This is a genomic window from Flagellimonas flava, assembly GCF_050617915.1.
Taxonomy (GTDB): Bacteria; Bacteroidota; Bacteroidia; order Flavobacteriales; family Flavobacteriaceae; genus Flagellimonas; species Flagellimonas flava_A.
Genome location: NZ_JBODQE010000001.1, coordinates 814,167 through 839,862, shown reverse-complemented (window position 1 = coordinate 839,862; position 25,696 = coordinate 814,167). Strand labels below are relative to the sequence as shown.

At 41.3% G+C, this 25,696-nt stretch carries 28 protein-coding genes; 14 read left to right on the top strand and 14 right to left on the bottom strand.

Annotation, left to right across the window (positions count from 1 at the left end):
* Nucleotides 1–3 precede the first annotated feature (3 nt).
* The 8 genes from ACRHOZ_RS03775 to ACRHOZ_RS03740 form a co-directional block, all read right to left on the bottom strand.
* On the bottom strand, nt 4–639 hold the full coding sequence (locus ACRHOZ_RS03775; RefSeq protein WP_431122535.1) for a hypothetical protein: 636 nt from the start codon (nt 637–639) through the stop codon (nt 4–6).
* Nucleotides 640–757: 118 nt separating this feature from the next.
* Nucleotides 758–1,345 carry a hypothetical protein gene (locus tag ACRHOZ_RS03770; RefSeq protein WP_431122533.1) on the bottom strand — a complete coding sequence of 196 codons (588 nt, stop codon included), beginning with the start codon at nt 1,343–1,345 and terminating at the stop codon, nt 758–760.
* Nucleotides 1,346–1,504: 159 nt separating this feature from the next.
* Entirely contained in the window at nt 1,505–1,765 is a 261-nt protein-coding gene (locus ACRHOZ_RS03765) for a ribbon-helix-helix domain-containing protein (protein WP_431122531.1), read from the bottom strand.
* A gap of 381 nt (nt 1,766–2,146) precedes the next feature.
* The gene (locus tag ACRHOZ_RS03760) at nt 2,147–3,016 is read right to left on the bottom strand and encodes a HEPN domain-containing protein (RefSeq protein WP_431122528.1); all 870 of its coding nucleotides are present in this window, start codon (nt 3,014–3,016) and stop codon (nt 2,147–2,149) included.
* A gap of 135 nt (nt 3,017–3,151) precedes the next feature.
* Entirely contained in the window at nt 3,152–3,826 is a 675-nt protein-coding gene (locus ACRHOZ_RS03755; protein ID WP_431122526.1) for a hypothetical protein, read from the bottom strand.
* Between the two features lie 58 nt (nt 3,827–3,884).
* Complete coding sequence (locus ACRHOZ_RS03750; protein WP_431122524.1) at nt 3,885–6,404, bottom strand: M14 family metallopeptidase; 2,520 nt, start codon at nt 6,402–6,404, stop codon at nt 3,885–3,887.
* A gap of 87 nt (nt 6,405–6,491) precedes the next feature.
* A complete protein-coding gene (locus ACRHOZ_RS03745) occupies nt 6,492–6,863 on the bottom strand; it encodes a PUR family DNA/RNA-binding protein (RefSeq protein ID WP_420400388.1) in 372 nt (123 codons plus the stop codon).
* Between the two features lie 78 nt (nt 6,864–6,941).
* A complete protein-coding gene (locus ACRHOZ_RS03740) occupies nt 6,942–8,693 on the bottom strand; it encodes an ABC transporter ATP-binding protein (RefSeq protein ID WP_431122522.1) in 1,752 nt (583 codons plus the stop codon).
* 168 nt (nt 8,694–8,861) lie between these two features.
* Between ACRHOZ_RS03740 and nusB the strand changes: the two genes are divergently transcribed.
* From nusB to ACRHOZ_RS03720, 4 genes are all read left to right on the top strand, one after another.
* A complete protein-coding gene (nusB, locus tag ACRHOZ_RS03735) occupies nt 8,862–9,809 on the top strand; it encodes a transcription antitermination factor NusB (RefSeq protein ID WP_431122520.1) in 948 nt (315 codons plus the stop codon).
* 38 nt (nt 9,810–9,847) lie between these two features.
* Nucleotides 9,848–10,327, top strand: a complete 480-nt coding sequence (locus tag ACRHOZ_RS03730) for a DUF1573 domain-containing protein (RefSeq protein ID WP_431122518.1) — start codon at nt 9,848–9,850, stop codon at nt 10,325–10,327.
* A 15-nt stretch (nt 10,328–10,342) separates the two neighbouring features.
* The gene (gene yajC / locus ACRHOZ_RS03725; protein ID WP_138834491.1) at nt 10,343–10,630 is read left to right on the top strand and encodes a preprotein translocase subunit YajC; all 288 of its coding nucleotides are present in this window, start codon (nt 10,343–10,345) and stop codon (nt 10,628–10,630) included.
* Between the two features lie 85 nt (nt 10,631–10,715).
* Entirely contained in the window at nt 10,716–12,062 is a 1,347-nt protein-coding gene (locus ACRHOZ_RS03720) for a Gfo/Idh/MocA family protein (RefSeq protein WP_431122515.1), read from the top strand.
* Nucleotides 12,063–12,072: 10 nt separating this feature from the next.
* Here the strand turns inward: ACRHOZ_RS03720 and ACRHOZ_RS03715 are convergent, their stop codons facing one another.
* Both ACRHOZ_RS03715 and pepT read right to left on the bottom strand, forming a co-directional pair.
* A complete protein-coding gene (locus tag ACRHOZ_RS03715; RefSeq protein ID WP_431122513.1) occupies nt 12,073–12,666 on the bottom strand; it encodes a YdeI/OmpD-associated family protein in 594 nt (197 codons plus the stop codon).
* Complete coding sequence (gene pepT / locus ACRHOZ_RS03710) at nt 12,644–13,897, bottom strand: peptidase T (RefSeq protein ID WP_431122510.1); 1,254 nt, start codon at nt 13,895–13,897, stop codon at nt 12,644–12,646. Before pepT ends, ACRHOZ_RS03715 begins: the two co-directional genes overlap by 23 nt.
* A 96-nt stretch (nt 13,898–13,993) precedes the next feature.
* On the opposite strand from pepT, the gene ACRHOZ_RS03705 reads away from it, so the two are divergent.
* The 6 genes from ACRHOZ_RS03705 (at nt 13,994) to ACRHOZ_RS03680 (ending at nt 18,906) form a co-directional block, all read left to right on the top strand.
* The gene (locus ACRHOZ_RS03705; RefSeq protein WP_431122508.1) at nt 13,994–14,413 is read left to right on the top strand and encodes a hypothetical protein; all 420 of its coding nucleotides are present in this window, start codon (nt 13,994–13,996) and stop codon (nt 14,411–14,413) included.
* Nucleotides 14,414–14,467: 54 nt separating this feature from the next.
* Complete coding sequence (locus tag ACRHOZ_RS03700; RefSeq protein ID WP_431122506.1) at nt 14,468–15,508, top strand: quinone-dependent dihydroorotate dehydrogenase; 1,041 nt, start codon at nt 14,468–14,470, stop codon at nt 15,506–15,508.
* Between the two features lie 107 nt (nt 15,509–15,615).
* The gene (locus tag ACRHOZ_RS03695; protein ID WP_431122503.1) at nt 15,616–16,479 is read left to right on the top strand and encodes a hydroxymethylglutaryl-CoA lyase; all 864 of its coding nucleotides are present in this window, start codon (nt 15,616–15,618) and stop codon (nt 16,477–16,479) included.
* Between the two features lie 151 nt (nt 16,480–16,630).
* Nucleotides 16,631–17,809, top strand: a complete 1,179-nt coding sequence (locus ACRHOZ_RS03690; RefSeq protein ID WP_431122501.1) for a hypothetical protein — start codon at nt 16,631–16,633, stop codon at nt 17,807–17,809.
* A 72-nt stretch (nt 17,810–17,881) separates the two neighbouring features.
* The gene (locus tag ACRHOZ_RS03685) at nt 17,882–18,412 is read left to right on the top strand and encodes an FMN-binding protein (protein ID WP_431122499.1); all 531 of its coding nucleotides are present in this window, start codon (nt 17,882–17,884) and stop codon (nt 18,410–18,412) included.
* A complete protein-coding gene (locus tag ACRHOZ_RS03680; RefSeq protein WP_431122497.1) occupies nt 18,412–18,906 on the top strand; it encodes a hypothetical protein in 495 nt (164 codons plus the stop codon). The genes ACRHOZ_RS03685 and ACRHOZ_RS03680 overlap by 1 nt, the downstream gene beginning before the upstream one ends.
* Before the next feature lie 37 nt (nt 18,907–18,943).
* Here the strand turns inward: ACRHOZ_RS03680 and ACRHOZ_RS03675 are convergent, their stop codons facing one another.
* Complete coding sequence (locus ACRHOZ_RS03675) at nt 18,944–19,294, bottom strand: DUF6686 family protein (protein ID WP_431122495.1); 351 nt, start codon at nt 19,292–19,294, stop codon at nt 18,944–18,946.
* Between ACRHOZ_RS03675 and ACRHOZ_RS03670 the strand changes: the two genes are divergently transcribed.
* Nucleotides 19,217–19,423: a hypothetical protein gene (locus tag ACRHOZ_RS03670; RefSeq protein ID WP_431123338.1), complete on the top strand. Its 207-nt coding sequence runs from the start codon at nt 19,217–19,219 to the stop codon at nt 19,421–19,423. The two genes, ACRHOZ_RS03675 and ACRHOZ_RS03670, sit on opposite strands and share 78 nt — an antisense overlap.
* Nucleotides 19,424–19,435: 12 nt before the next feature.
* Nucleotides 19,436–20,908 carry an IMP dehydrogenase gene (guaB, locus tag ACRHOZ_RS03665; RefSeq protein WP_431122493.1) on the top strand — a complete coding sequence of 491 codons (1,473 nt, stop codon included), beginning with the start codon at nt 19,436–19,438 and terminating at the stop codon, nt 20,906–20,908.
* A gap of 10 nt (nt 20,909–20,918) precedes the next feature.
* Here the strand turns inward: guaB and ACRHOZ_RS03660 are convergent, their stop codons facing one another.
* The 3 genes from ACRHOZ_RS03660 to lysA form a co-directional block, all read right to left on the bottom strand.
* Nucleotides 20,919–21,446 carry a thioredoxin family protein gene (locus tag ACRHOZ_RS03660; RefSeq protein ID WP_431122491.1) on the bottom strand — a complete coding sequence of 176 codons (528 nt, stop codon included), beginning with the start codon at nt 21,444–21,446 and terminating at the stop codon, nt 20,919–20,921.
* Between the two features lie 68 nt (nt 21,447–21,514).
* Complete coding sequence (locus ACRHOZ_RS03655) at nt 21,515–21,928, bottom strand: DUF3995 domain-containing protein (protein ID WP_431122489.1); 414 nt, start codon at nt 21,926–21,928, stop codon at nt 21,515–21,517.
* A gap of 1 nt (nt 21,929) precedes the next feature.
* Complete coding sequence (gene lysA, locus ACRHOZ_RS03650; RefSeq protein WP_431122487.1) at nt 21,930–23,168, bottom strand: diaminopimelate decarboxylase; 1,239 nt, start codon at nt 23,166–23,168, stop codon at nt 21,930–21,932.
* A 164-nt stretch (nt 23,169–23,332) separates the two neighbouring features.
* On the opposite strand from lysA, the gene ACRHOZ_RS03645 reads away from it, so the two are divergent.
* Entirely contained in the window at nt 23,333–23,971 is a 639-nt protein-coding gene (locus tag ACRHOZ_RS03645) for an LON peptidase substrate-binding domain-containing protein (RefSeq protein ID WP_431122485.1), read from the top strand.
* A 374-nt stretch (nt 23,972–24,345) separates the two neighbouring features.
* A complete protein-coding gene (gene sucC, locus ACRHOZ_RS03640) occupies nt 24,346–25,539 on the top strand; it encodes an ADP-forming succinate--CoA ligase subunit beta (RefSeq protein WP_420400370.1) in 1,194 nt (397 codons plus the stop codon).
* Nucleotides 25,540–25,696 lie beyond the last annotated feature (157 nt).

Sequence of the window (25,696 nt, the reverse complement as noted above, 5' to 3'; positions counted from 1 at the left end):
ATTTTATCCTTGATTTGGCTTGCTTTTCTTGGATAGAATAACTGTTCTGAGGTTCTTCAAAGAGTTTTTTATGTGCTCTGATGAACTCTTCTTCTCCAACAAATCTATTTTTCGTTCCAAATTCTGATAATTCGCTTGAGGATAAAGTTCCACCAACCCTACAAAATATGTGTCAATTCCTTGAGCCAGTAATTTTTTTCCATCATCTGAGAAGGCATTTTCATGGTTTATCTCATCTAAGTAAATATTGAAATTGTCAATTAAAGTATCAATGTTTGAGTTGACCTGGAATACCACCCTAGAAGCATTTGGGTCATCAGAACTTGCCAAAATATCTTCATTCCCAAGTTTGAAGTATCTTAGCTGAAGGCCAAGACCGAAGTGCCAAACTTTCAGCATTTCAATTTCGTATACATATTTATCTTGGACATTTCTTGCCTGATATATATCTTGCATGTCTTTCCACTCTTTAAAAAAGGCAGTAGAAAGATTATTTCTGTATTTAAGCCCTAATTCTTCATCATTTAATACGACCTCATAGTTCTTGTGGTCAGTTAATTTTTCGACAATAAGTCTGGTTTCTGGATTAGCAAAGGAAGGTAGTTGCTCATCATCTTCATATCCATAGTTCAATTCCAAAACTACTGTTTTGTAGTCTTCAACGTTCCAATACCTTTTGTCAAGTGGAAATTCGTGCTTTTCGGTTTTACAAGATAAACAAGTAATTAACAGGGTGCATAGGAACACCCAATACGATTTATTCATTCAGTTTAACTTTAGGGTCTTCAAATTTTTCCAGTAAATGTAACAAACTATCTATGGTGTTTTCGTATTTTTTTTGCTCGCCGTAGACATAGCTATGAAAAGTATCATAATCATACTTTTGTTGATACTCCCGTTCCTCTAGCCAAGTATTGTTTACAATAAGTTCAATTTCCTTTTTACTCGGATTCTTGAGGTTGGTAATTCGCTGTCTTGCTGTGCGGGCAAATATTTCGGTAATCCTAAAATGATACAACTCATGGGAAAGAAGATCGGGGCTATGGGCATTGGTTTTGTAAACAAACGATTTTGAAGGGTGAAAATATGCTTGGATTGTTAATGAATCTTTTTCGAATTCTGTCTCGATGGTAGTGACTATGTATGCAAATCGTTCATTCCCGTATAGGGATTTCTTGAAGAACTCTAACCCTCTAAAATTCTCAAATGTTATCTCGTCAATTCGTTCAAAAGGTATAGGTCTTTCATAATCCAAATAATTGACTCGAATAAGTAATATGAAGGCTATGGATAGTGGCGCTAGGATTAAAGAGCTTATTTTCAGCACTTTTTTGAGTCTCCTCAATGGTTTAAGATTGCCTTTTTTCCTTTCTTGGAGAACAATGACTAGTTGATAAAAAACTGGCGAAAAGTATAGTCCCAAAACCAGAATTACAATGATTACATCATTCATTGGACTATGACATATTGAGGTCGCAAACTTCTTTTCTCAGCATTTTTGATTCTACAATGGGTCATTCCTGAGCCTTTTCTTAGCTTCTTCTAAAATTTCTTCCGGGGTTAAAGTTACAGGACCATTCATAGCCATGTCTTGTTCTGCCCGTTCCAGCTTGGCACGGATATATGCTATCTCCTTTTGATTTTCCCGGGCTCGTCGAATAAGGTCATTCACAACTTCGCTCTTACTTGCATATTCCTCACTGTCAACCTGGGATTTTAGCCAGTCGTCATTGGGTCGGGTAAGCGAAATACTCTGTCTGGGCATAATTCGTCACTTAGAATGGTGTAAATATACACCAAAATTGTTTAAATTTCGAACCTACAGATGCTTACATTTAATCCTCAAAGCGATAAAAAAGTTGATATAGATGTGGGCTACAGGCGCAATAATAAGATAAGCCATTCTTTGAAGCCCATACTCGTCATGACCAATAAAACGAGGGTCACCATAAATCAGATAAAGAGTATAACCTACTGTTAGCAGGATGTTTAAAACTAAAAATCTTCTAAAATGCTTCCACTCATATAGCCATAATACACTGAAATAGAATAAAGTTCCTGGTATTATGAAAAATAAAAAGATAATGGCTAAAGTGTCCATTTTAAAACCTTATCGATTCTTAATTTTAGGCAAGTTGGAAAGGATTCATCCCTCCCCAATTTCCCTGATTTTCTCCCCACAAATCTCTTCCATCAACTGCTTTAGCAGTTGCACTTTTTCCGCCAGATAATCCAGTTCGGTTTTGGTAATGGCATACTCGTCCATTTTGTAGCGAGCGTCTATATAGGCTTTTTTAAGGAGCTCAAACAGGCGTTCTTCCTCTTTGGTGGACCTTGGAAAAACAGCAAAGCGTTTATCGCACATTTCCACTTTTATGCCCAAGGTTTCCAGATTGTGATCTTTGGGGCGATAATCCGTAAAGACTAAGAGAATTGCAGTATAAAATCTCTCTGTTGTTTGATGAAGTTCAAAAGCGGCTTTGTGTAAATAGTTTTTAGCGTAAGCCATTTCATAAAACTCTAAAAACTCATTAGCGGAAGTATACCATTGATCAAAATACTCTTGGGCTTTCTGTTGGTATTGCCCAGGTGTGAGTCTTTTGGGTGTCGCCAGTTTAAACTTTTCGGAATCGTATAGTAGCACCCCTTCCTTTTTAATGTCCTTAAAAAAGTAATTGCCCATGCTAAGTGCCTTGTTCAGGTGCTTTATACTATGGAAAATTAGGTTTATGGCGGTTTTTATCTTTTTGGTGTCCCTAAGTTCGGTGTTTGCCTTGCCCTCTATCCTAAATTTTTGTCGCATATCCTCATGGGTAAGCACTACTAGGATGTCATAATCGCTAAGGTAGGTGTAACGGGTGCCTTTTTCAATATATTCATGTTCTACCCAGTTTCCACGGGCGTAACTGCCAAAGAGAATCACCATTTCCACTTCTTTAAAACTAGAGAGCAGTTGGGTCAACAGTTGTAGTTCCTCTTGTTTGGATTCGGGCAGGTGTTGTAGGCTTTGGTTCACGAATACAAAATAAGGAATATTTTGGTTGTTGGATACTTCCGTCCGTCTGTTATGAGGTAAACTTAGATAGAAGGATTTGATATTGAAATCTTAAGCAGAAGATAGAGAACGGTACTATTTGGTGAATTAGAACAATTACTTCACAAATCCGGTATCCGATTCTTCATGGCCATGGACGGTGGATGCCAATTTTATTGAACACAATTGACGTTCTTTTTTTGGTTTGAAAAATCCTCCCTTTTTTGGTTTAAATCGAATCAAATCAAATTCACTTTGATCAATCTTTAGACATGATTTTAAATAGCATGTGTACCAATCTTTTTCATATTTGAATATTTCCGCCTTTAAAGGGGAGAATTCCGAAATTTTTGAATTGGGTGAGTTTGGAATTATTGTTACCTCTTCATTCACGAATTCCTTACCAAACTTTTGTCTAAGTAATACGAGGTATACCAAGGCTAGAAGGTTGACACCGATAGAAAAAGTTTTGGTATTCAACGAAATGCTAAATTTAAGGTCAAAATAAAATACCTGAGATAGATTTAAAACATCGACCTGTTGAGCAGTACCGTTAAGTGGTTCAATAATCGAGATCAATGGGATTTGGGCTACAACCCAGATAATGTAAAAGAATTTATAAACACCTCTCTGATTTATTTGTAACAAGAAGCCGACCACTCCTATAAACGATACTATTATGGAAAGATCTACTTTCTGAGAAAATACTGAGATAAGGTTTAGGAGAGAAAGGACAAGAATTACTAGGCCTAACCAGAGGTCTCTATTAAGTTTGATTTTGGTTGAGCTCAAAAGTCGATGTTTAATTGGATTAAATATAGTTTGATTTGTGGATTTTAATTCATTTTAGTCACATAATCCCCCCAAAGAAAATAGCATTCATCAACAGCTTGTTGGTTCCGTACCAAAATGCCCTAAAATTGGTGTTGTCCGTAAACAAGATTACTCGACCCTTGCCCAACCTTTTTACCTTAAAGGGTACACTGTTCTTGATCAACTCGGCATTTTCTTCCGAAATATAGCCGCTCAACAACGGATCACTGGTGTACTGAATGGGATTATCATAACTGTTTTTTTCTGGCTTTAGGTAGATATTGGTATTACGGAACAGAGCCAAAAGGTCATTCTTATATCCATAATTGATGGGGTGGGAGCGGTCAATTTTAGTTTCAAAAATAGCTCCGCCAGTAACTTGCGCTCCAGTAAAATCGTTCTTTTGATCAAAAGGGATGTTCTTGGCAACCAAAGTGTCCTTTTTTGCATCCACCTTGATAAACTCATTCTTTTTAAACCAGTCCACGGCCGTGCGGTATCCAATGACCGTACCACCGTCTTTTACCCAAGCTTTGATTTTGTCCGCTCCTTCTTTGTTAAGGAGATTGCTGCTCCAACCACTGGGTAGGATAAGGTCTGTATATCTGTCCAAATCTACGTCGTCAAAATCACGGGTATCCAATTTGGTGATTTTCATATCGTAGCGGGTATCAAATAGGTGCCAAACCTCACCTGCATCGTAGGAACGTATCCCATCTCCCACCAGGATGGCCACTTTTTGCTTTCGAATAGGGTCAAAATCATTGCTTCCCAAATCAATTCCGCGGGTAAGCCCAGTAGAAACAGCAGTTAGCTGTATTTGACTTTCTTGGGCAATTTTGTTCAAGAAATTGTACAGCTGATCCGCATCCAACTTCTGGTTTTGAACTGGTACCATTATGGTGCCGTAATCATAGGTTTTGCCTTCCAAAGTAAAAGGTGATTTGGCTACCTTAGCTCGTAATCCCTTGCTTGTTATCTTATTCAATGCCTTAGGGGTATAGTATTCATGCCATTCAAACAGGTAGGCGTAGTTGCTTTTCTGATTTACACCTCCCTTTGGCGCCTGAAAATCGGTAACCTCAGGGCCAGCATTGGAAAGCGAACTTAAATTGGCGTAATCCACATTAAAAGCCAGTGGAAAAGTCCAAGCGGATACATCATAGAACAAGCTATCCTTAAAGGTGGTACGCTTTTCAAACATCGCCTGAATCAATTTTGGATTCTTTTGGTCCATCGGAACCACATAGCTAGCTCCCTTTTTATATTGCTTTCCGGAAATGGTCACATCATTGGCCAGTTCGTGGAACTTGATTTGATGTCGATTCAGGATTTCTGCCAAATGATACGTTTTGGATGCATCTTTACTATCCCCAAACACAATGGCCTTGGTCCGGTTTCGTCCTACTTCGGTTTTCATATCGGCATAAAACTTCTGCTGATAATCCAAGAGTTTGGTGCGCATGTTTTTGGCTGCTTCTATAGTGGACAAGGCGGTGGTAAACTGGTTTCTAATGGTAAAGGGGAAGGTCAAAATTCCATTTTCACTCTCTTGGATATGTCCTCGGGAACTTCCCTGTTCAAACAGGATACCTATACTTCCGTTCACATCGGGGAAGGTTGAACCCTTACCGTAATAATAATCATCATAGTTTTCTTCGGAATAATAGAGCGAACCAATTTTATCCAAGGCCTTGGCATGGTAAGTGCCAATTTCGCGTGTCAAATCTTGATTGATATGCGGGGTTAAAGGGTTTACCCTTGAAGGCTCTCCAGGTTGAAAAAAGAATGTGGAATTGGTTCCCATTTCGTGATGGTCCGTAAGGATGTTGGGGAGCCATTTATGGAAAGTGGCAATCCGTGCCCTGCTTTCCGGGAGTTGCACAGGAAGCCAATCCCGGTTCATATCAAACCAATAGTGGTTGGTACGCCCACCTGGCCAAACTTCGCTGTATTCACGGTCGTTGCTATCCGGGTTTAGGTTGATGCTTTTATTGGTATTGGCCCAGTAAGCGAAACGCTGTAATCCATCCGGGTTAAAACTAGGATCCAATAAAACAACCATATCATCCAACATGGCTTCAAATTCCGATCCTTGCGCGGCAGCCAAATAATAGGCATAGGCCAAAGCGGCGTTGGAACCGCTGGGTTCATTTCCATGGATGGAAAAACCCTGGTAGACCACTACGGGCATGTCTGAGGTATTGGTATTTCCGTTACCATTGGACAACTCCAGGTGTTGCTCCCTTATGGATTCAATATTCTGATGGTTTTTTGGAGACGTAATGGTAAGTAATAGTATGGGGCGACCCTCAAAGGTCTTCCCGCGATCTTCCAAAGTAATTCTGTCACTGGCTGCTGCCAGTTGCTGCATGTAGAACACCAATTTGTCGTGGGTTACATGCCATTCGCCAACTTCGTGGCCAATAACATCGGCCGGTTTTGGGATGTTGGGGTCGTAGTTGAGGTTGTCTGGCAAGTAGTAGTCCAGGGTTACATTTTGTGCGGTAAGGTTAAGGCCCAACAATACCAAAAGCAGGAAGTTGAATTGTTTCATAGGAACATATTTGAATTAGTCGATGCTAAAAATAAAAAACGGCCTGCATTGCGCAGACCGTTTTAAGCTTTTTTTAAAAGAAAAAGGTTAGATGTCATCAAAGTCGACATCTGTAAAGTTTCCTGCTGCTCCATTTTCACTGACCCCGTTTTCCTCTTCCTTTTTAAAATCTTTCTGATGTCTTTCAGAAATGACTTCCAGTCCTTTTTCATCAATGATATAATCCATCATTTCTTCCATTATTTCCCTGAATGCTGTAAAATCTTCCTTATACAGATAAATTTTGTGCTTTTTATAATGGAAAGAACCATCATCATGCGTAAACTTTTTGCTTTCTGTAATGGTTAGATAATAATCCCCGGCCTTGGTGCTTCGTACGTCAAAGAAATAAGTTCTTCTGCCGGCTCTTAGGACTTTGGAATATATCTCTTCCTGATCCATAATATCTTTATCCCTCATGTGGTCAAATGTGTTTAGTGCAATAGTGAATAATTCTACCAAAAATGTAAAAAAAAAGCTAATCCAGCAACTTTTTTCCTATTCTTTCTCAGAGAGTTGGTTCAGATATAGTTCTTTATAGTAACCCTCAATATTGTTCAATTCGGCATGAGTACCTTCTTGGATTATGGCACCATTTTCCAAAACAATGATCTTATCCGCATTTTTGGCAGAGGATACCCTGTGACTCACAATTAAGGTGGTTTTATTTTGTGAGACCTGTTTCAAATTGTTCAATATTTCCTCTTCCGTTTCGGTGTCCACAGCAGATAAGCAATCATCAAAAAGATAGATTTGAGGATTTTTCAGCAGGGCCCTAGCTATGCTAACCCGTTGTTTTTGTCCCCCACTCAAAGTAATGCCACGTTCTCCAAGAATGGTATTGTATTTTTTGGCAAACCCTTCTATATTATCATGTACCACAGCTTTTTTGGCAACGGTTACAATTTCGTCAAAGGAAGCGTTTTCGTCTCCAAAACGGATGTTGTTTTCTATGGTATCCGAAAATAGGAAGGCGTCTTGAGGCACCGCCCCGATGCTACTTCGCAAACTATCCAGGTTGAATTCTTTCACCGGCTTTCCGTCCACCAAAATCTGCCCAGAAGTTGCATCATACAATCGGGCAACCAAATCCAAAATAGTGGATTTGCCCGAACCTGTTTTTCCCAAGAAGGCCACGGTCTCCCCAGGCTTGATGGTAAACGAAATGTTGTTGAGGGCCGTTATGTTGGTGTCCTCATAGGTAAAGGTTACATTTTTGAACTCGATACCGCCGGTAACGGGGGTGCGTTCCGCAACTTCGTTTTTGATAGCGGGTTCTTCCAACAAAAATTCATTGATTCTTTTTTGGGAAGCCTCGGCTCTTTGAATGATGGAAGTGAGCCAACCTACAATGGCTACGGGCCAAGTAAGCATGTTCACATACAGAATAAACTCCGCGATAATACCTATGGAGGCAATTTCCCCATCAATGTACTGCTTTCCGCCAATGTAGATTACAAATACGTTGCTGATTCCAATGAGCAGGATCATTAGTGGAAAGAACCAGGCATTGACCTTGGCAAGATCCATACTGGTATTTTTTCCTTCCAAAGCAAGTGCCTCCACTTCCGTGTTGATTTTGGGCTCCAAGCCATACGCCTTGATCACGGCAACACCTGAAAAAGATTCTTGGGTAAAAGTGGACAACGTGCTCAAAAATTCCTGCACCTTGGTACTCCGTTTGTGAATAATTTTGCTGATTTGATAAATCAATACCGACAAAATGGGCAGTGGAATCAAGGTGTAAGCTGCAAGGGTGGGCGCTTTAATAAACATGAGGGGAATAATACACACAAACATGGTAAGGGTGTTCATTCCGTACATAATGGCCGGCCCAACATACATACGCACCTGATTAATATCCTCGCTGATGCGGTTCATGAGGTCCCCAATCCTATTTTTTTTGTAAAAACTTAAGCTAAGCAGTTGGTAATGGTCAAAAACTTCGTTTTTGAGATCGTATTCTATATAACGGGAGACATTGATGATGGTCTGCCTCATTAAGAACGTAAACAATCCCGATAGTAGGGCCGCCCCAATAATGATCAGGATATACTCAAAAAGAATTCCCTTGGCCTCCCCATTGGAAAGGGTATTCCCCACAAATGCTTCAATGGCCTGTATGGACTTGTTCACATAAGACGGCATGATCAGTGAAAACACCCGGGCTATTATGGTGATGATAATCCCAATGAGTAGCTTAAACCAATATTTTTTAAAGTATTTATTAAGGTGCTTGAGTTCCTTCATAAGAGGGATTGCGGTGGTTTATTTAATGACAATTCAGCAAATATAGCCGATAAGCCATAAAGTAAATGTTATAAAACTGATAAGAAAACAACTTTGGTAGGCTGGATGAAAATATAAGGTTACTTTTGCGCAGTGAATGCCAACAAAACACTATAAAGTTCTTTAAAAATGCTGACCAGAAGGCACATCAGAGTTAAGGTAATGCAGTGCATATATGCACTGATCCAGTCCAAGGACGACTCCTTGGAGAAGCAGCAAAAATTTTTAAAAATAAGTATAGAGAACATGTATGTGCTCTATTTATTGGTATTGAGTCTGTTGGTAGAACTGCACCGCTTGGCGGAGAAACACGTGCAGCACGCATCCAATAAATACTTGGCTTCCGAGGAGGACGGATATCCAGACCCGGAGAAGTTTATCAAAAATCGGTTATTGGTCCAGATTGCTTCCAACAAACAACTTCAGCAAGAACTATCCGCTAGAAAATTAAATAATTGGTACCTCAATGAGGAGTATGTAAAAATCATCCATAAGGAAATTATGGGCAGTGATATTTACAAAACCTATATGGCCGATACCGCTAATGGATATGGGCAGGATAAAGAAGTCATCATTCAATTGTTTAAGGAAATCATCGCTCCAAACGAGAAAATCTATGAGTATTTTGAGGATGACAAGCTCACATGGGTAGATGACATTCCCATAGTGAACACCTATCTGGTGAAAAAACTGAAAAAGGCCTCTGCCAATTCCAATGAGAGTTTCTTTTTACCCGCTTTGCTCAAGGATCAACAGGATATGGTCTACGCTAATGATCTTTTGACCAAAACCTTGTTGAATGATGCCAAATGGGAAAAGGAGATTGAGGGGAAAACCCCAAATTGGGACAATGATAGAATTGCTGAAATAGATTCCATTATTCTGAAAATGGCTATTTGCGAACTGCTCAATTTTCCATCGATACCTGAAAAAGTGACCTTAAATGAATATTTGGAGGTGGCCAAGGAATACTCAACCCCCAAAAGCAGCATTTTTATCAATGGGGTGCTGGACAAGTTGGCCAAGGAGTATAAATCCACAGGACAATTGCAAAAAATGGGTCGTGGACTTCAATAAACAATATTTGATTAATTTTGGACAAATAAATTTTTAACATGAAAAAAGTAACAACAATTTTAAGTTTGATTTTGGCTGTTGGACTTGTAAGCATTTCTTGCAAGGACAAGGCATCCAACAAAATAGTTGCTGATAATGTGGAGGACGCATCCAATAGGGATGAGGCACAGAAGCAACTTCCTGTGATGAGTTTTGATAAGCAAGAGCATGATTTTGGTACCATTACCCAAGGCACAGCGCAACAAACAACCTTTAAATTTACCAATACCGGGAACGCCCCATTGATCATTACCGACGCTAAGAGTAGCTGCGGATGTACTGTTCCTGAATACCCTAAAAATACACCTATTGGCCCAGGCGAAACTGGCGAACTTTTGGTGAAGTTCAACGGATCGGGTCAAAACCAAGTAACAAAGACCGTAACCGTAACTGCCAACACTGAAAAGGGTACCGAGTTGTTGCGAATCAAGGCCTTTGTAAACCCAAAGAGCGCCGCACAAGCCGGGCCTGTAAACTAGAACCAAAAACCAACAATGGAAAACCTCGGACAGTTTTTACCTTTGATGCTCATCTTTGTGGTGGCCTATTTCTTCATGATCAGGCCTCAAATGAAGCGTCAAAAGGATGAGAAGAAATTTGCATCGGAATTGAAAAAAGGAGACCGCATCATTACCAAAAGCGGACTTCATGGAAAAGTTGTGGAGTTGAACGACAAGGATTACTCCTGTGTGATTGAAACCATGGCCGGAAGGCTTAAGTTTGATCGCTCTGCCATCTCCATGGAAATGAGCAAAAAATTAGCCGCTCCAGCCAAGAAGTAATTCCGATAATCACAAAATAGAAAGCCCCTTGGATTTATTTTCAAGGGGCTTTTTGTATTTTAAGGTCAAAATCAAATCAACCATCATGGGCAATCGCAGACAATTCATCAAACAAGGATCCTTACTAACAGCAGGAATGGGCGCTTCGTTATTATTTCCACCCGAATTATTGGCCTCTATTAGAAAAAAGACCAGCCCCAATGATAGAATTCAGGTAGGACTGATCGGCTGTAATGGGATGGGTTTTGCCAATTTGTTGTCCATATTAAAAAATAGCGAAGTGGAGGTGGTGGCCCTTTGCGATGTGGATAAGAATGTTCTTGCCGCCAAAACCGAAGCTCTGGAAAAAGCAGGGATCAAGAATCCCAAATGGTATGGAGAATACCGAAAAATGTTGGAGGACAAGGATGTAGATATTGCGATCATAGGAACACCCGACCATTGGCATTGTCTGCAATTGGTGGATGCTGTAGATGCCGGAAAGGATGTTTACTGTGAAAAACCGATCGCCAACTCCATAGCCGAATGTGATGCCATGTTCAATAAGGTCAATGCCAGTGATCGTATGGTTCAAATTGGCCAGTGGCAACGAAGCCAACCCCATTTTGTGGATGCCATTAACTATGTGCATTCGGGAAAGTTGGGTCAAATTCGATTGGCAAAGGCATGGGCCTATCAAGGTTGGATGCAATCCATTCCTGTGGTACCGGATGCTCAAGTGCCAGATGGTGTGGACTACAAAATGTGGTTGGGACCTGCGCCTGATCGTCCGTTTAATAAAAACAGATTTCATTTCAATTTTCGATGGTTTTGGGACTATGCAGGGGGATTGATGACCGATTGGGGAGTACACTTGATCGATTATGCGCTCTACGGAATGAAGGCGGCTAATCCAAAATCGGTAATGGCCATTGGAGGGAAATTTGCCTATCCGGATGATGCCGAAGAGACACCGGACACGCTTCAAACGGTATACGAATTTGACGGTTTCTCCTTACTCTGGGAACATGCCACTGGAATTGACGGAGGTAACTACGGACGCGATCATGGAATTGCCTTTATTGGAAACAACGGAACCTTGGTTTTGAACCGGGGAGGTTGGGAGGTCATACCTGAAAAGGACAGACCCAATTGGAACCAAAACAATGGGCCCAAGATAGAAGCTGTTCCCCTTCAAAATGTGGAAGCCAACGGCTTGGATTTGCATACGGCCAATTTTTTGGAAGCGGTCAAAAGCAGAAATTCGGCCATATTGAATGCCCCGATCCAAGTTGGGTATGATACCGCAAGGGTATGCCACATGGGCAATATTGCCTTTAAAACAGGGAAACGATTGTTCTGGAATACTGAAGAAGCCAAGTTTGGTAGCGATGAAGCCAATAAGCATTTGGCTCAAGCCTATCATAATGGGTGGAAGTTACCTACTGGCTGATTCCATTTGTCTACCGATAGGCATCATTTAAACCCGTTCCATTTTGGATCATAGGAAGGATTTTTTCCAGACGTCTCAATTTGGTCTTTTCCTGTTTGGCTTCGGAGATGTATTCACAGAACTCCCGTTGCTTATAGGCAGTAAACGATTCGAATGCTTCTTTAAGTTTGGAACTACTGGCTAATTGGGATTGAAGCAAAGCAGGGATTTGGGTGTTAGCACTCTTCTTTTCTGGGCTAATTTTCAAGCCCTTTTTTTCGTTGGCAATGGCCTCTTTCATATACGATACCACCGCACTTTGGTCCACTTCATTCAATGTGTCAAAATTCCAATGCCGCATACCTTTTGTCTTTCCCTCTTGGGCATTTCGTAGCACTTTTTTAGGGTCGCTCAGAAAAGAACCGTTAAAGAACCAAACCCCAAAATGACTTTTGAACCTGCAGATTCCGAACACGTTTTTCCCATTTACCGTATAGACAGGAATGCTCCACTTAAAGGTTTCTACGCTATCTGTTTGAAGGGCTAGCGAACGAAGTAACAAGATACCTTCCTTGAAGGGATGTTCTTTTGCGTAATAGGCCTCAAGACTTTTTTCTCTTTCCATTGGATTGAATTTGAATGGCGGTCAACTCACAGATTTTCACAATGACCTGGACGGCTTTTTGCATACTTTCCAATGGAATATATTCATATTTTCCGTGAAAATTATGTCCTCCCGCAAAAATGTTGGGACAGGGAAGGCCCATAAAACTGAGCTGTGAGCCATCCGTACCTCCTCGAATGGGCTTAATTATGGGTTCTATACCTAAGGAAAGCATAGCTTCCTCAGCAATTTCAACAATGTGGAACACAGGCTCCACCTTTTCTTTCATATTCTGGTATTGCTCCTCTATTTTTAGGTGAATACAATCTCCGTGCTTTTTGTTCAGTTTGTTCGCAATATCTTTCAAGAGCTCCTTCCTAGCCTCAAAGTGGCCACTGTCATGATCCCTGATGATGAGTTCAATTTCAGCAAGTTCAATTTCTCCCTTGAGCTTGTGCACATGAAAAAAACCTTCCCGCCCTGAGGTGTGTTCCGGAACTTCCCTTGAGGGCAACAACCCCAAAAACTCATTGGCGATGCCAATGGCACTCACCATCTTTCCCTTGGCATAGCCTGGATGCACACTTTTCCCCTCTATCTTGATTTTGGCACTGGCCGCATTGAAATTCTCGTATTCCAGTTCCCCAATTTGACTTCCGTCCATGGTATAAGCCCAATCTGCACCAAATTTTTCCACATCAAATTTATGGGCACCCCTGCCAATTTCCTCATCCGGGGTAAAGGCAATGCGGATAGTTCCGTGCTTGATTTCGGGATGCTGTACCAAGTATTCCATGGCGGTAATAATTTCCGCGATCCCTGCTTTATCATCAGCGCCTAATAGGGTAGTGCCATCGGTAGTGATAAGGGTCTGGCCTTGGTACTGCTCCAAGTCCTCAAAATAGCTGGGTGACAAAACAATGTTTTTGGCCTTGTTCAGGACAATATCTTCCCCGTTATAATTTTCCACCACTTGGGGTTTAACCCTTGATCCGCTAAAATCGGGGGAAGTGTCCATATGGGAAATAAAGCCAATAGTGGGCACTTCTTTCTCCATATTACTGGGAAGCGTTGCCATAATATAGGCGTTCTCATCTATAGAGACTTCTTGCATTCCAATCTGATGCAGTTCCAAGACCAGCTTCTTGGCCAAATTCCATTGCTTTTCGGTACTTGGGGTACTTTTTGAGTAGGGATCGCTCTGGGTATCAATGGAAACGTATTCCAGAAAACGGGCTAATAATTTGTCCATAAAGTGCGTTTCATCAAAAATAACGTTTATTCAATCGTGATTTTGGTAAAAAAAGTGCCTTAAAACCTATCTTTTCCCTTCGCTAAAATCCAACTATTGAGAACATCTTTACTTCTAATATCCCTGTGTTTCAGTTTCTTCGCCTATACCCAACAAGATTGTTCTTTGGGGATAGGGGGTGAGGATGATGAGGCCATCACCGAGGTTTTCCAATTGAATGAGGCCCAATTGGAGCAGTTTAAAAATTGGTCGGCCGAGCTTAGGGTGCGAAATGGATACCTAAAGGACCAGGCCAAATACCTCCTTAAAAAACACGCCCAGAGCTCTCCGGAAGATCTAATGGCCGTGTCCTTCAAATACAGAGATCTTTTGGATAGCATGAAACAGAACGTGCGTATGTTGGACAAGCGTTTGTTGTCCATTTTCAATGATAGGCAATACAATCTCTATTTGGAACTTTGTAGCCAACTTACCTTGCGTCCTATCTATATAGATAGGTCGGTCAACGAAAAATAATGGTTTTGTAAGATTCTGATTGCAGAGTTTTTATTTTTGTGCAAAATTTTCTGAATGTACAAGTTCCTCGTTCGCCCCATTCTTTTTTTGCTCGATGCAGAAACTGCCCACCATTTTTCTTTTAAGGCGATTCGGGTTCTTTCCAAATTAGGCTTTGGGCCGCTTTTCAGAAAATTGTATCTCATTAATGACCCCAGACTGGAACGGGAAGTTTTTGGACTAAAATTTAAGAACCCAGTAGGCCTTGCTGCTGGATTTGATAAGGACGCCATTCTCTACAACGAGCTTTCCAACTTTGGTTTTGGATTTGTGGAAATAGGAACCTTGACCCCCAAACCCCAGGAAGGAAATCCCAAAAAGCGATTGTTTCGGTTGTTGGAGGATGAGGCCATCATCAACCGTATGGGCTTTAATAACAAAGGTGTTTTTGAGGCAGCGGAGCAATTAAAAAAGAAGCATAAAGTCTTAATAGGTGGTAATATTGGTAAGAATAAGGTTACCGATAATGACGATGCCGTTAAGGACTACTTAATTTGTTTTGAAGCCCTTTTTGAGCACGTAGACTATTTTGTGGTAAACGTTAGCTCCCCAAACACCCCAGGACTTAGGGAGTTGCAAGACAAGGAACCCTTGACCAACTTGCTCAAGAAACTTAGAAAGCAAAACGCGAAGTTTGCGAAAAAAATGGGTTCCAAAGAAAAGCCCATTCTACTTAAGATTGCACCAGACCTTAGCAATGCGCAATTAATGGATATTGTGGATATTGTAAAAGTGACGGACATCAGCGGTATCATAGCCACCAATACCACCATCTCCAGAAAAGGACTTAAATCCCATTTGATTCAGTCTGAGGAAAAAGGCGGTCTTAGCGGAAAACCTTTGACCAAGAGAAGTACGGAGGTCATCCGGTTTTTGGCAGAAAAAAGTGGAAAGGCCTTTCCAATTATTGGAGTTGGAGGGATACATTCCGCGGAAGACGCCATAGAAAAATTGGAAGCTGGAGCGGATTTGGTTCAGCTTTATACCGGTTTTGTTTACGAAGGACCAACTTTGGTCAAAAAAATCAACAAGGCCATCTTAGAACAAAAATCCTAAAGGGTGTTGCCGTTCTTGGCAATCTAGGATAATGGAAAAAGTTAGTTTTTCCCTGCCCATATTTTCATCTGGTATCGGATAATAAGTGGTAATTTTATACGCAGCCTATGTCCGATGTGAAACTCATAGAATGTCCCAGGGATGCCATGCAAGGCATCAAGACTTTCATTCCCACCCAAGAGAAGGTAAGATATATCCAATCCCTGTTGGGTTGTGGTTTTGATACCTTGGATTTTGGCAGTTTTGTCTCTCCCAAGGCCATTCCCCAAATGGTGGACACAGCAGAGGTATTGGCCCAGTTGGATTTGACCAAGACCCAAAGTAAACTCTTGGCCATTGTTGCCAATACCAGAGGGGCAAATAATGCCTGTCAACACCAGGAAATACATTATTTGGGGTATCCCTTTTCCATTTCCGAGAACTTCCAAATGCGGAACACGCATAAGACCATTGCCCAATCTGTGGAGACGCTCAAGGAGATTTTGGATATTGCCCATGCCCACAACAAGGAGGTGGTTACCTATGTGTCCATGGGATTTGGAAATCCCTATGGCGATCCATGGAATGTGGAGATAGTGGGGGAGTGGACCGAAAAATTGGCAGCTATGGGAACTTCTATTTTATCCCTGTCCGATACCATTGGAAGTTCGACCCCAGAGGTCATTGACTATCTGTTTTCCAACTTGATCCCCAAATATCCCCATATTGAGTTTGGGGCGCATTTGCACACCACACCTACCAAATGGCATGAAAAAGTAGAGGCAGCCTACAAGGCAGGGTGCAGACGTTTTGATGGAGCAGTACAGGGTTTTGGTGGTTGCCCCATGGCCAAAGATGAACTAACAGGCAACATGCCCACAGAGAAAATGCTGTCCTATTTTACCGAGCAAAAAGCGAATACAGGTGTAAATTGGATGGTATTTGAAGCCGCCTATAACAAGGCCACGGAACTTTTCACGGTATACCATTAAAGACGGTTCAAGTGGCACTAGTGTTCGATTCTGTTAAATCCTAAAATTTATTTAAAATAAGTCTAAATTAATTTGGCTGGTTAAAAAGCTGGAAATATATTTGCGCCTCAATTTATTTGAATTCAATCTAAATAAAAACAAACGCCATTCAATGAGACATTTTTTTCTCTTATCAGCCTTATTATTTTCAACCGTATTTTTTGCCCAAACTCGCACGGATTCGATTCAGTTTGATCCCCAAAAACAATTGAATGCGGCGCAGCGTATCCTCTCTGGAAACTATGCTTCGGCAGTTACTTTGGGAGCCTATGGGGAGATGTTATATAACCAGCCGGAAGGGCAGAACGGGGAAATAGATGTACAGCGTTTGGTAGTGCTATTGGGATATCGTTTTGATGATCGTACCCAGTTTGTTACGGAGATTGAGTTTGAACACGTAGAGGAAGTCTTTGTGGAGCAGGCTTTTGTTAATTACAACGCAGCTCCAAATTTTAATATACGAGGGGGATTAATGTTGGTGCCCATGGGAATTGTGAACGAATTTCATGAACCAACTACCTTCAACGGAACAGAAAGGCCGGCCATTGATAATGTGATTGTCCCAACCACCTGGAGAGAACTGGGAGTGGGTGTGACAGGTCGTTTTAACTCCATTTCATTGGGATATCAAGCATATTTGTTCAACGGATTTAAATCCGCTGAATCTGATGGGGAAGGTGGTGTCACAGGTATCCTAAGAGGTTCTAACGGTCTAAGAAGCGGAAGACAAAAAGGAATTCAGTCTACCATAGATCAGCCTAACTTATCCACTAAATTGGACTATTATGGTATTCCTGGGCTTCGTTTGGGTTTCTCCACCTATTTTGGTCGTACGCAAGCAGAGGATGATGTGGAGACTTTTGATGGATCGGATATCGGGATTTCCATGTTGGGCCTGGATGCCAGATATGCCTACAACCGCTTTACCGCAAGAGGTCAATTTATCTACGCTTCCCTATCTGATACCGAGGCTTACAACAACTTAACAGGAAGGGATTTGGGTAGCGCATTGCAAGGATGGTACGTAGAAGGTGCGTACAATTTATTGCCTACAGGTCAGAGACAAAAACTTTTTGCTTTTGCCCGTTATGAAGCCTTCAATACCCATGCAGATACGGATGGAAGTTTAACCGCCAATGAAGCCTATGATAGAACCGATATAACAACCGGTCTAACCTATCATATAGCACCTGGGGTAGTGGTCAAAGGAGACTATCAATTTAGAAGCAACGCCTTGGACGACGGTGATGTTACAGACCGTTTGAACTTTGGAATAGGGGTGTGGTTTTAACCACACCTTTTTTTATTCATTTTCTTAGGTCCGCATCTATTCATAATAAGTCTAAATTAATATATTTGCGATATGAAACTGATCAGTTCATGCGCGTTGATTTCCTTTGCTCTAATGCTCTGTGCCTTTGGAGTTTCCAAAGCTGTGCACAAAAAAGTGGTCAAGGAAGTGGAAAAGACTTTTGATGTGGAGGGGGTTTCATTTAGTCCAATTTCGGTTTCCGAAGAAGTCAATCAAGATCTTCCCGCTAAGATTACTGGAGAGAATTTTTATGAAGTATCCGCTCAAAACACACTTTTAGGCTATGCATTTGTGGATCAAGCCCCCAGCAAAACCGCCAAATTTGATTATCTGGTTGTTTTTGATACTGAGCTCAAAGTGGTAAACTCCAAAGTATTGGTGTACCGTGAAGAGTATGGTGGTGAGATAGGCAGCAAAAGGTGGTTGAAGCAATTTCTAGGAAAAAGCGGCAACGATCGCGTGAGTAGTGATACTAACATAGATGCAATTGCAGGAGCTACCATTTCGGTGCGATCAATGACCAAATCCATGGACAACCTACTGCAAACCATTGGGATTCTTCAGAAAAACGGGAATTTATAATGCGTTACGACGGCCTTCTGGGTACATTTCCAAGAGAAATACGACTTTTCATTGCCGCCTTTGTGGTGGTGCTTTCCGTTGGTTTTTTTACAGGTATCTTGTTTGTAAGGCAAACTGAATCCACTACTCCGGCAGGGGTGGAGGAGAATTATCTGGGTAATGAAGAGGATGAAAGCGCCGAGGTCATGAAATTCAAAAAAGGAGAGCGGGAAATGTTAACGATAGTGCACACCCATATCCTTTCCATGTCCTTTATCTTTTTGCTTTTGGGAGGATTGGTCTGGATAACCCGATTTCCAAAAGGTTGGAAGCTATTTTTAACCATCGAACCCTTTTTCTCGGCCCTGCTTACTTTTGGTGGCATTTATTTGATGTGGTTGGGCATCTCTTGGATGAAATATGTAGTCATTTTTTCAGGGATTTTGATGACTCTGACCTTTAGCTTTTCTGCAGGTTTGGTATTGTTGCAAGCCCTTAAGCCAGCAAGAAACTAAAAAGGGATTAAAGCGGAAAAAATGACCGCCTTCCAGATTAGTTTTCAATAAACCTGTAGTTGATATCCTTGGCAGATAGGAACTCCAGGGAGTTGGAAGTGATTTTCAATAAGCGCTTTAGTTCCAGAACCTCGTTTTTATCTACCAAAATCACAAAACACTTATTCCCAACCGAAATGGGAATTTTTCTCGATGTAGGTGCAAAGGGCATGGCTTTTTCCCAATAGTTTAGGTCAAGGGACTTTAGGTGGTCACGAAATGCTTCCAACTCCCATTCGTAGAACTCAAAACACAAATTGTTGTACACCAGTTGAAAAAGTTTGCTTTGGTTGCAGAAAGTAAGAATCCCGTTTTTGCTTTGGTTCAGTATCTTGATGGAGGGGCACATAATGACAGATTTACTATATCAAATATACGCTTATTTAAAATGAATCTAAATAATAAAAACGCAAAATTGTTAACGATTTATGGTGGGAGAACAATTGAATTAAAATATGGTATATTTGCACGCAATTAATCCGTAATTGCAATGGAAGCCCACCTTAACAAAATTGTCGGCGAAGGATTGACTTATGATGACGTCCTTCTCGTACCTGGATACTCCGAAGTTCTCCCAAGGGAAGTCAATATCCAAACCAAATTCACGCGAAATATCACTATCAACGTTCCCATTGTTTCTGCAGCAATGGACACTGTGACCGAAAGCCAAATGGCCATTGCCATGGCCCAGGAAGGAGGTATTGGGGTATTGCACAAGAACATGACGATTGAGCAGCAGGCCATCAAGGTGCGAAAGGTAAAAAGGGCCGAAAGTGGAATGATCATGGATCCGGTTACCCTTCCTCTAAATTCTACCGTAAGGGATGCCAAAGCCAATATGAAGGAACACAGCATTGGGGGTATTCCTATTGTCGGGGATGATAAAAAGTTGTTGGGTATCGTTACCAATAGGGATTTACGGTTTGAGAAAAATGATGATCGCTCCATTACCGAGGTCATGACTTCTGAAAATTTGGTAACCGTAGGTGAGGGAACTTCCTTAACGGAGGCCGAAGTAATTCTTCAGGAAAACAAAATAGAGAAACTCCCTGTTGTGAATGGCAACAATGTTTTGGTTGGCCTGATCACGTTTAGGGACATTACAAAATTGACCCAAAAGCCCATTGCCAACAAAGATGAGTATGGACGTTTGAGGGTTGCTGCGGCTATTGGGGTTACTCCAGATGCTGTGGATAGGGCAGGCGCCTTGGTCAACGCAGGAGTGGATGCCATAGTTATTGATACAGCCCATGGACACACCAAAGGTGTTGTTGGGGTGCTTAAAGCAGTAAAAAAGGCCTTTCCTAATTTAGATGTCATTGTTGGAAACATTGCCACTGGAGAAGCTGCCAAATACCTTGTAGAATCAGGTGCAGACGCGGTCAAAGTAGGTATCGGTCCTGGTTCCATTTGTACCACCAGAGTGGTTGCAGGGGTAGGTTTTCCACAATTTTCAGCAGTTCTTGAGGTTGCTTCTGCCATCAAAGGCAGTGGAGTTCCCGTAATTGCTGATGGTGGAATCAGATATACGGGTGATATACCCAAAGCCATTGCTGCGGGAGCGGATACGGTAATGTTGGGATCTTTACTGGCAGGTACCAAAGAATCCCCAGGTGAAACCATCATCTATGAGGGACGAAAGTTCAAATCCTACAGAGGAATGGGATCTGTTGAAGCCATGAAAGAAGGAAGCAAGGACCGTTACTTCCAAGATGTGGAGGATGATATTAAAAAGTTGGTTCCCGAAGGTATTGTAGGTCGAGTACCTTATAAGGGCGATCTATACGAGAGCATGCACCAGTTTATTGGGGGACTCAGAGCTGGTATGGGCTATTGTGGTGCCAAGGATATAGCAACCTTAAAGGAGAGCGGACGTTTTGTGAAAATCACCTTCAGTGGTATCAACGAAAGCCATCCCCATGATGTTACCATCACCAAAGAAAGTCCAAATTACAGTAGATAATCAGTAAGGCTTATTTACCAGCGTAGGCCTGCCAGTCCTTGTCTTTGTAAATATCATCTCCAAAGTAGCGGGCTATCTGTAGAAAAGGTTTTGCCTTTTGGTAGCCGGGAACAGGGGAGAGCATATTCAGGTTTTCGTCTAAAAAGACTACCGTGGGGTAGCTCATCTTGCCTTGTAGAAGTGCTGCTGCAAATTCATGATATCCACGCCTACCGGATGGAACAAACTTAAAAGTGTTTCCTTTGAACTCTATGGGGTCTTTGCCTTCTGCATCCAACTTCACCATATAAAAGTTATTGGCCATATAAGCCGCTACTTCCGGATTCTGAAAAGTGTCCTTGTCCATTTTCTTGCACCATCCGCACCAATCCGTATAAACATCTATGAAAATCTTCTTGGGTTGGGCATCCGTTTGGGACAATTGAACTGCTTCCTCCCAACTTACCCAGTTTACATTTTGGGCATGGGATTGGAATCCAACTAAAAATAGTAGAAGTAAAGATATTCGGGTCAAGTAGGTATAAACTGCACGCATCATTCCTTAGATTTTATTGGGTTTGGTCTATCGACCCTAACAAAACTAACGAAAATTATGCCAAATTAGTGTTAACCAAATGCTTCCAACAAAAGGATGAGCACGCCCATAAGAAGACATAAAGGGGAATAGTACTTCGTATCTAGGATGGAAAACTTACTATTTTTGGCCGTTTTAAAGAACCCGACATACTTAAAGTCTCCAAACGCCCGAACAATAAATACGAAGGCGATACCAATTGAAATATATTGCAACCATGGATGACTAAAATAGCCGATAACCTTGTTGATATAAACAAATGCAAAGCCCAGCAAAATTACTCCCACAGCTACCGCCATAAGTTTACCTGGGGTTTTAACAGTATTGCTCTTTACGTTTTTGGGTAAAACAGCTTCGGGATCCTTGATGCCGAAAATTGACCAATAAAAATGAAGTACCGCCAAGAAAATTAAAACAACGGACAACATGATGGCCAATACATCCATATTATTTGATCACTTCTGCTTTTGGGGTTTCAAACAAGTTTTTTACATCCACTTGGTTTCTAAGGATGTCGTCAAAAGTTTCACGTTCCCTTATCAAATGGGCCTTGCCTTGATACCACAGCACCTCGGCGGGTCTAAAACGTGAATTGTAGTTACTTGACATGGTAAAACAATAGGCTCCGGCATTCTTAAAACACAGAATATCCCCTTCGGAGATTTCGTTGATCCTGCGGTTGCTGCCAAAGGTGTCCGTCTCACAAATATAACCAACTACAGAATAATAACGCTCTCTCCCTTTTGGATTTGAAATGTTGCTGATCTCGTGGGAAGACCCATACAACATAGGTCTGATCAAATGATTGAATCCGGAATCCACACTGGCAAATACGGTGGAGGTGGTCTGCTTCACCACATTGACTTTGGCCAAGAAATAACCCGCTTCGCTCACCAAGAATTTTCCAGGTTCAAAAGCCAAGGTCAACTCTTTTCCATATTCCTCGCAGAACTGATTAAACCTAGTGGTGAGTTTTTTGCCCAATTCTTCAATATTGGTTTCAATGTCGCCTTTTTTATAGGGAACTTTAAAGCCACTTCCAAAATCGATAAACTCAAGATTTTTAAAGTTTTTGGCCGTTTCAAAGAGAATCTCAGAAGCGTATAGAAATACATCAATATCCAAAATATCGCTACCGGTATGCATGTGAATACCGTTGATGTTCATTTTGGTGAGATCAACGATGCGCAAAAGATGTGGAATCTGGTGGATACTGATACCAAACTTGGAATCGATATGTCCTACCGAAATTTTGGAGTTGCCTCCAGCCATCACATGCGGATTGATTCGGATACATACAGGTACATCTGGATGCTTGCTGCCGAATTGTTCCAATACGGACAGGTTATCTATATTGATTTGCACGCCAAGAGCGGAAGCTTCCTCTATTTCTTCCAAGGAAACGCCATTAGGGGTGAAAATAATGGATTCGGGCTTAAACCCGGCCATTAACCCCAATTTAACCTCCTGAATGGAAACGGTATCAAGGCCACTGCCCAATTGGTTCATCAAGCGAAGAATGGAAATATTGGATAGCGCTTTGGCTGCGTAATTGAGTCGAAGACTGCCCACACCTTTAAAGGCATTGGTTAATCTTTGGTATTGGGATGCAATTTTTTCAGCGTCGTATACATAAACAGGTGCGCCAAATTGCCGTGAAATCTTTAGTAAATTCTGGGAGTTCATGTTCAAATTAGTCTTTCAAACAAATCTATGTTTTGTGTATTAGCTAACCAAGAATATCATAGCAAATCATATTAATATAACAATTTGTTTAAAATATAACATTTAAAGCAAATTGAACTTGCGGCTTTAAGGTTAGCATTGTACATTTAATACAAATTCGCAGCATGAAATTACCCCTTTTTCCTTTGCAATCGGTCTTTTTTCCCGGTGAATCTGTTCCATTGCACATTTTTGAGGACCGCTATAAGCAATTGATCAACGATTGCAGGCAGGAAGCTGTGACTTTTGGAATCCCTGTTTTTATTGATAATACCATTGCTTTTGGTACAGAAGTGCAATTGGTGGAGGTGGTGACCACCTACGAAAATGGGGAGATGGATGTGGTGTGTGTGGCCCGACAAGTTTTTCGGATTTTGAGTTTTGAACAGCAATTGGAGGACAAATTATACGCTGGGGGAGAGGTAGAGTTTTTGGATGTTGAATACAGCGCCGATGAAAGCTTGCGGCAAGAGGTGTTGGACAAATTGGAAACGTTGTACGAATTGATGGATGTGCCGTTCAGCCAACCCCAACCCAAACAATTCAATAGTTTTTCACTGGCACACAAAATGGGACTTTCCTTTGAACAGGAATATGAACTGCTTCAAATTTCCAAAGAAACGGATCGGTTGTTGTTTATTAAACAGCACTTGGATTCCACCATTGCCGTGCTTGAAGAGGTCAATAGAACCAAGACCTTGATAGAATTGAACGGGCACTTTAAAAACTTTGACCCCCTGGATTTTAAGAATTTCAAGAGGTAGCAACATTTTAGACTCAAGACCCAAGACAAGAAAGCTCTTGGATTCCAATGTTGAATGCTAAATTTTAAGTTCTGAATTAATTTCAGTTCAACATGAAAACTTCACAATCCAAAATTGAACATTGATCCTTGTTAACTATCAACTGTCAACTGTCAACTGTTAACTGTAAACTGTAAACTGACCCAGCATCCAACATCATAGCCACAGCAATTTTCCACTTTCCATTTTCCATTTTCAATTGATTTCGTCTTAAATCCTATTATTATCCCTGAATAATTCCCCTCATTCCAATAATTACCCGTATTAATGCTTTTTCCCTTCAATTTGTCAATGTGGTTTTCTATTTTTGTCCGCAAATAAAAGTCAATTCACAGATGAATCTTCACGAATATCAAGGGAAAGAAATTTTAGCCAGTTTCGGTGTTAGAATCCAAAGAGGAATCGTAGCCAGAAACGCAAAGCAAGCGGTTGATGCAGCCAAACAACTTACTCAAGAGACGGGTACAGGTTGGCACGTTATCAAAGCGCAGGTCCATGCGGGCGGAAGAGGAAAAGGCGGTGGTGTTAAGCTGGCCAAAAACTTAAAGGAGGTTGAAGAGTTGTCGGGCAACATTATTGGAATGAACCTGATAACGCCACAGACATCTGCTGAGGGGAAAAAAGTACATCAGGTTTTAATCGCTGAGGATGTTTATTATCCAGGCGATAGTGAAACCAGCGAGTTCTATATGTCAGTTCTTTTGAACAGGGGTACTGGTAGAAATATGATCATGTATTCCACAGAAGGGGGAATGGATATTGAGGAAGTGGCCGAAAAAACCCCGCATTTGATTTTTACTGAGGAAATTGATCCTGCTGTAGGTCTTATGCCGTTCCAAGCTCGGAAAATTGCTTTTAACCTTGGGTTGTCAGGTGCTGCTTTTAAAGACATGGTGAAGTTTGTATCTGCGCTATACAGAGCGTATCAAGAAAGTGATGCCAGTTTGTTTGAAATCAACCCGGTTCTTAAAACGTCGGATGATAAGATCATGGCTGTGGATGCAAAAGTATCTATCGATGATAATGCGCTATATCGCAGAAAAAATTATGCGGAAATGCGCGACCTGCGTGAGGAGAACCCCATAGAGGTGGAAGCTCGCGAAGTGGGCTTGAACTATGTGGATTTGGATGGTAATGTGGGTTGTATGGTAAATGGTGCAGGTTTGGCCATGGCCACCATGGATTTGATTAAAATGGCAGGTGGAGAACCGGCCAACTTTTTGGATGTAGGTGGTACTGCTGATGCCAAAAGGGTAGAAGAGGCCTTTAGAATTATCCTAAAAGATCCAAATGTAAAGGCGATATTGATCAATATTTTTGGTGGAATTGTCCGTTGCGATAGAGTAGCACAAGGTGTTGTGGATGCCTATAAAAATATGGGAGATGCCATTAAAGTGCCAATTATAGTAAGACTACAGGGTACGAACGCGGAACTGGCCAAGGAGATTATTGATAATTCTGGATTGGCGGTACATTCTGCCGTTCAATTTCAAGAAGCTGCCGATAAGGTAAAAGAAGTATTGGGCTAATATCCTGCTTAAAATAAATTGAAAAGGCATTGCCACTGGGTGATGCCTTTTTTTGTTTCAAAGGATTCAGCAGTTCCCTTCAATGCGGTTAAATCAAATTTTAACATAGTTAATTTCAACCATTTAGGCACTAAAACAGCTATTTCAAGAGTTATCT

Excerpts from the sequence above, each read along its gene's own strand:
- ACRHOZ_RS03765 (WP_431122531.1), bottom strand. The coding sequence starts at position 1,765 with ATGCCCAGACAGAGTATTTCGCTTACCCGACCCAATGACGACTGGCTA.
- ACRHOZ_RS03750 (WP_431122524.1), bottom strand. The coding sequence starts at position 6,404 with ATGAAACAATTCAACTTCCTGCTTTTGGTATTGTTGGGCCTTAACCTT.
- ACRHOZ_RS03745 (WP_420400388.1), bottom strand. The coding sequence starts at position 6,863 with ATGAGGGATAAAGATATTATGGATCAGGAAGAGATATATTCCAAAGTC.
- ACRHOZ_RS03740 (WP_431122522.1), bottom strand. The coding sequence starts at position 8,693 with ATGAAGGAACTCAAGCACCTTAATAAATACTTTAAAAAATATTGGTTT.
- nusB (WP_431122520.1), top strand. The coding sequence starts at position 8,862 with ATGCTGACCAGAAGGCACATCAGAGTTAAGGTAATGCAGTGCATATAT.
- ACRHOZ_RS03730 (WP_431122518.1), top strand. The coding sequence starts at position 9,848 with ATGAAAAAAGTAACAACAATTTTAAGTTTGATTTTGGCTGTTGGACTT.
- yajC (WP_138834491.1), top strand. The coding sequence starts at position 10,343 with ATGGAAAACCTCGGACAGTTTTTACCTTTGATGCTCATCTTTGTGGTG.
- ACRHOZ_RS03720 (WP_431122515.1), top strand. The coding sequence starts at position 10,716 with ATGGGCAATCGCAGACAATTCATCAAACAAGGATCCTTACTAACAGCA.
- ACRHOZ_RS03715 (WP_431122513.1), bottom strand. The coding sequence starts at position 12,666 with ATGGAAAGAGAAAAAAGTCTTGAGGCCTATTACGCAAAAGAACATCCC.
- pepT (WP_431122510.1), bottom strand. The coding sequence starts at position 13,897 with ATGGACAAATTATTAGCCCGTTTTCTGGAATACGTTTCCATTGATACC.
- ACRHOZ_RS03700 (WP_431122506.1), top strand. The coding sequence starts at position 14,468 with ATGTACAAGTTCCTCGTTCGCCCCATTCTTTTTTTGCTCGATGCAGAA.
- ACRHOZ_RS03695 (WP_431122503.1), top strand. The coding sequence starts at position 15,616 with ATGTCCGATGTGAAACTCATAGAATGTCCCAGGGATGCCATGCAAGGC.
- ACRHOZ_RS03690 (WP_431122501.1), top strand. The coding sequence starts at position 16,631 with ATGAGACATTTTTTTCTCTTATCAGCCTTATTATTTTCAACCGTATTT.
- ACRHOZ_RS03685 (WP_431122499.1), top strand. The coding sequence starts at position 17,882 with ATGAAACTGATCAGTTCATGCGCGTTGATTTCCTTTGCTCTAATGCTC.
- ACRHOZ_RS03680 (WP_431122497.1), top strand. The coding sequence starts at position 18,412 with ATGCGTTACGACGGCCTTCTGGGTACATTTCCAAGAGAAATACGACTT.
- ACRHOZ_RS03675 (WP_431122495.1), bottom strand. The coding sequence starts at position 19,294 with ATGTGCCCCTCCATCAAGATACTGAACCAAAGCAAAAACGGGATTCTT.
- guaB (WP_431122493.1), top strand. The coding sequence starts at position 19,436 with ATGGAAGCCCACCTTAACAAAATTGTCGGCGAAGGATTGACTTATGAT.
- ACRHOZ_RS03660 (WP_431122491.1), bottom strand. The coding sequence starts at position 21,446 with ATGATGCGTGCAGTTTATACCTACTTGACCCGAATATCTTTACTTCTA.
- ACRHOZ_RS03655 (WP_431122489.1), bottom strand. The coding sequence starts at position 21,928 with ATGGATGTATTGGCCATCATGTTGTCCGTTGTTTTAATTTTCTTGGCG.
- lysA (WP_431122487.1), bottom strand. The coding sequence starts at position 23,168 with ATGAACTCCCAGAATTTACTAAAGATTTCACGGCAATTTGGCGCACCT.
- ACRHOZ_RS03645 (WP_431122485.1), top strand. The coding sequence starts at position 23,333 with ATGAAATTACCCCTTTTTCCTTTGCAATCGGTCTTTTTTCCCGGTGAA.
- sucC (WP_420400370.1), top strand. The coding sequence starts at position 24,346 with ATGAATCTTCACGAATATCAAGGGAAAGAAATTTTAGCCAGTTTCGGT.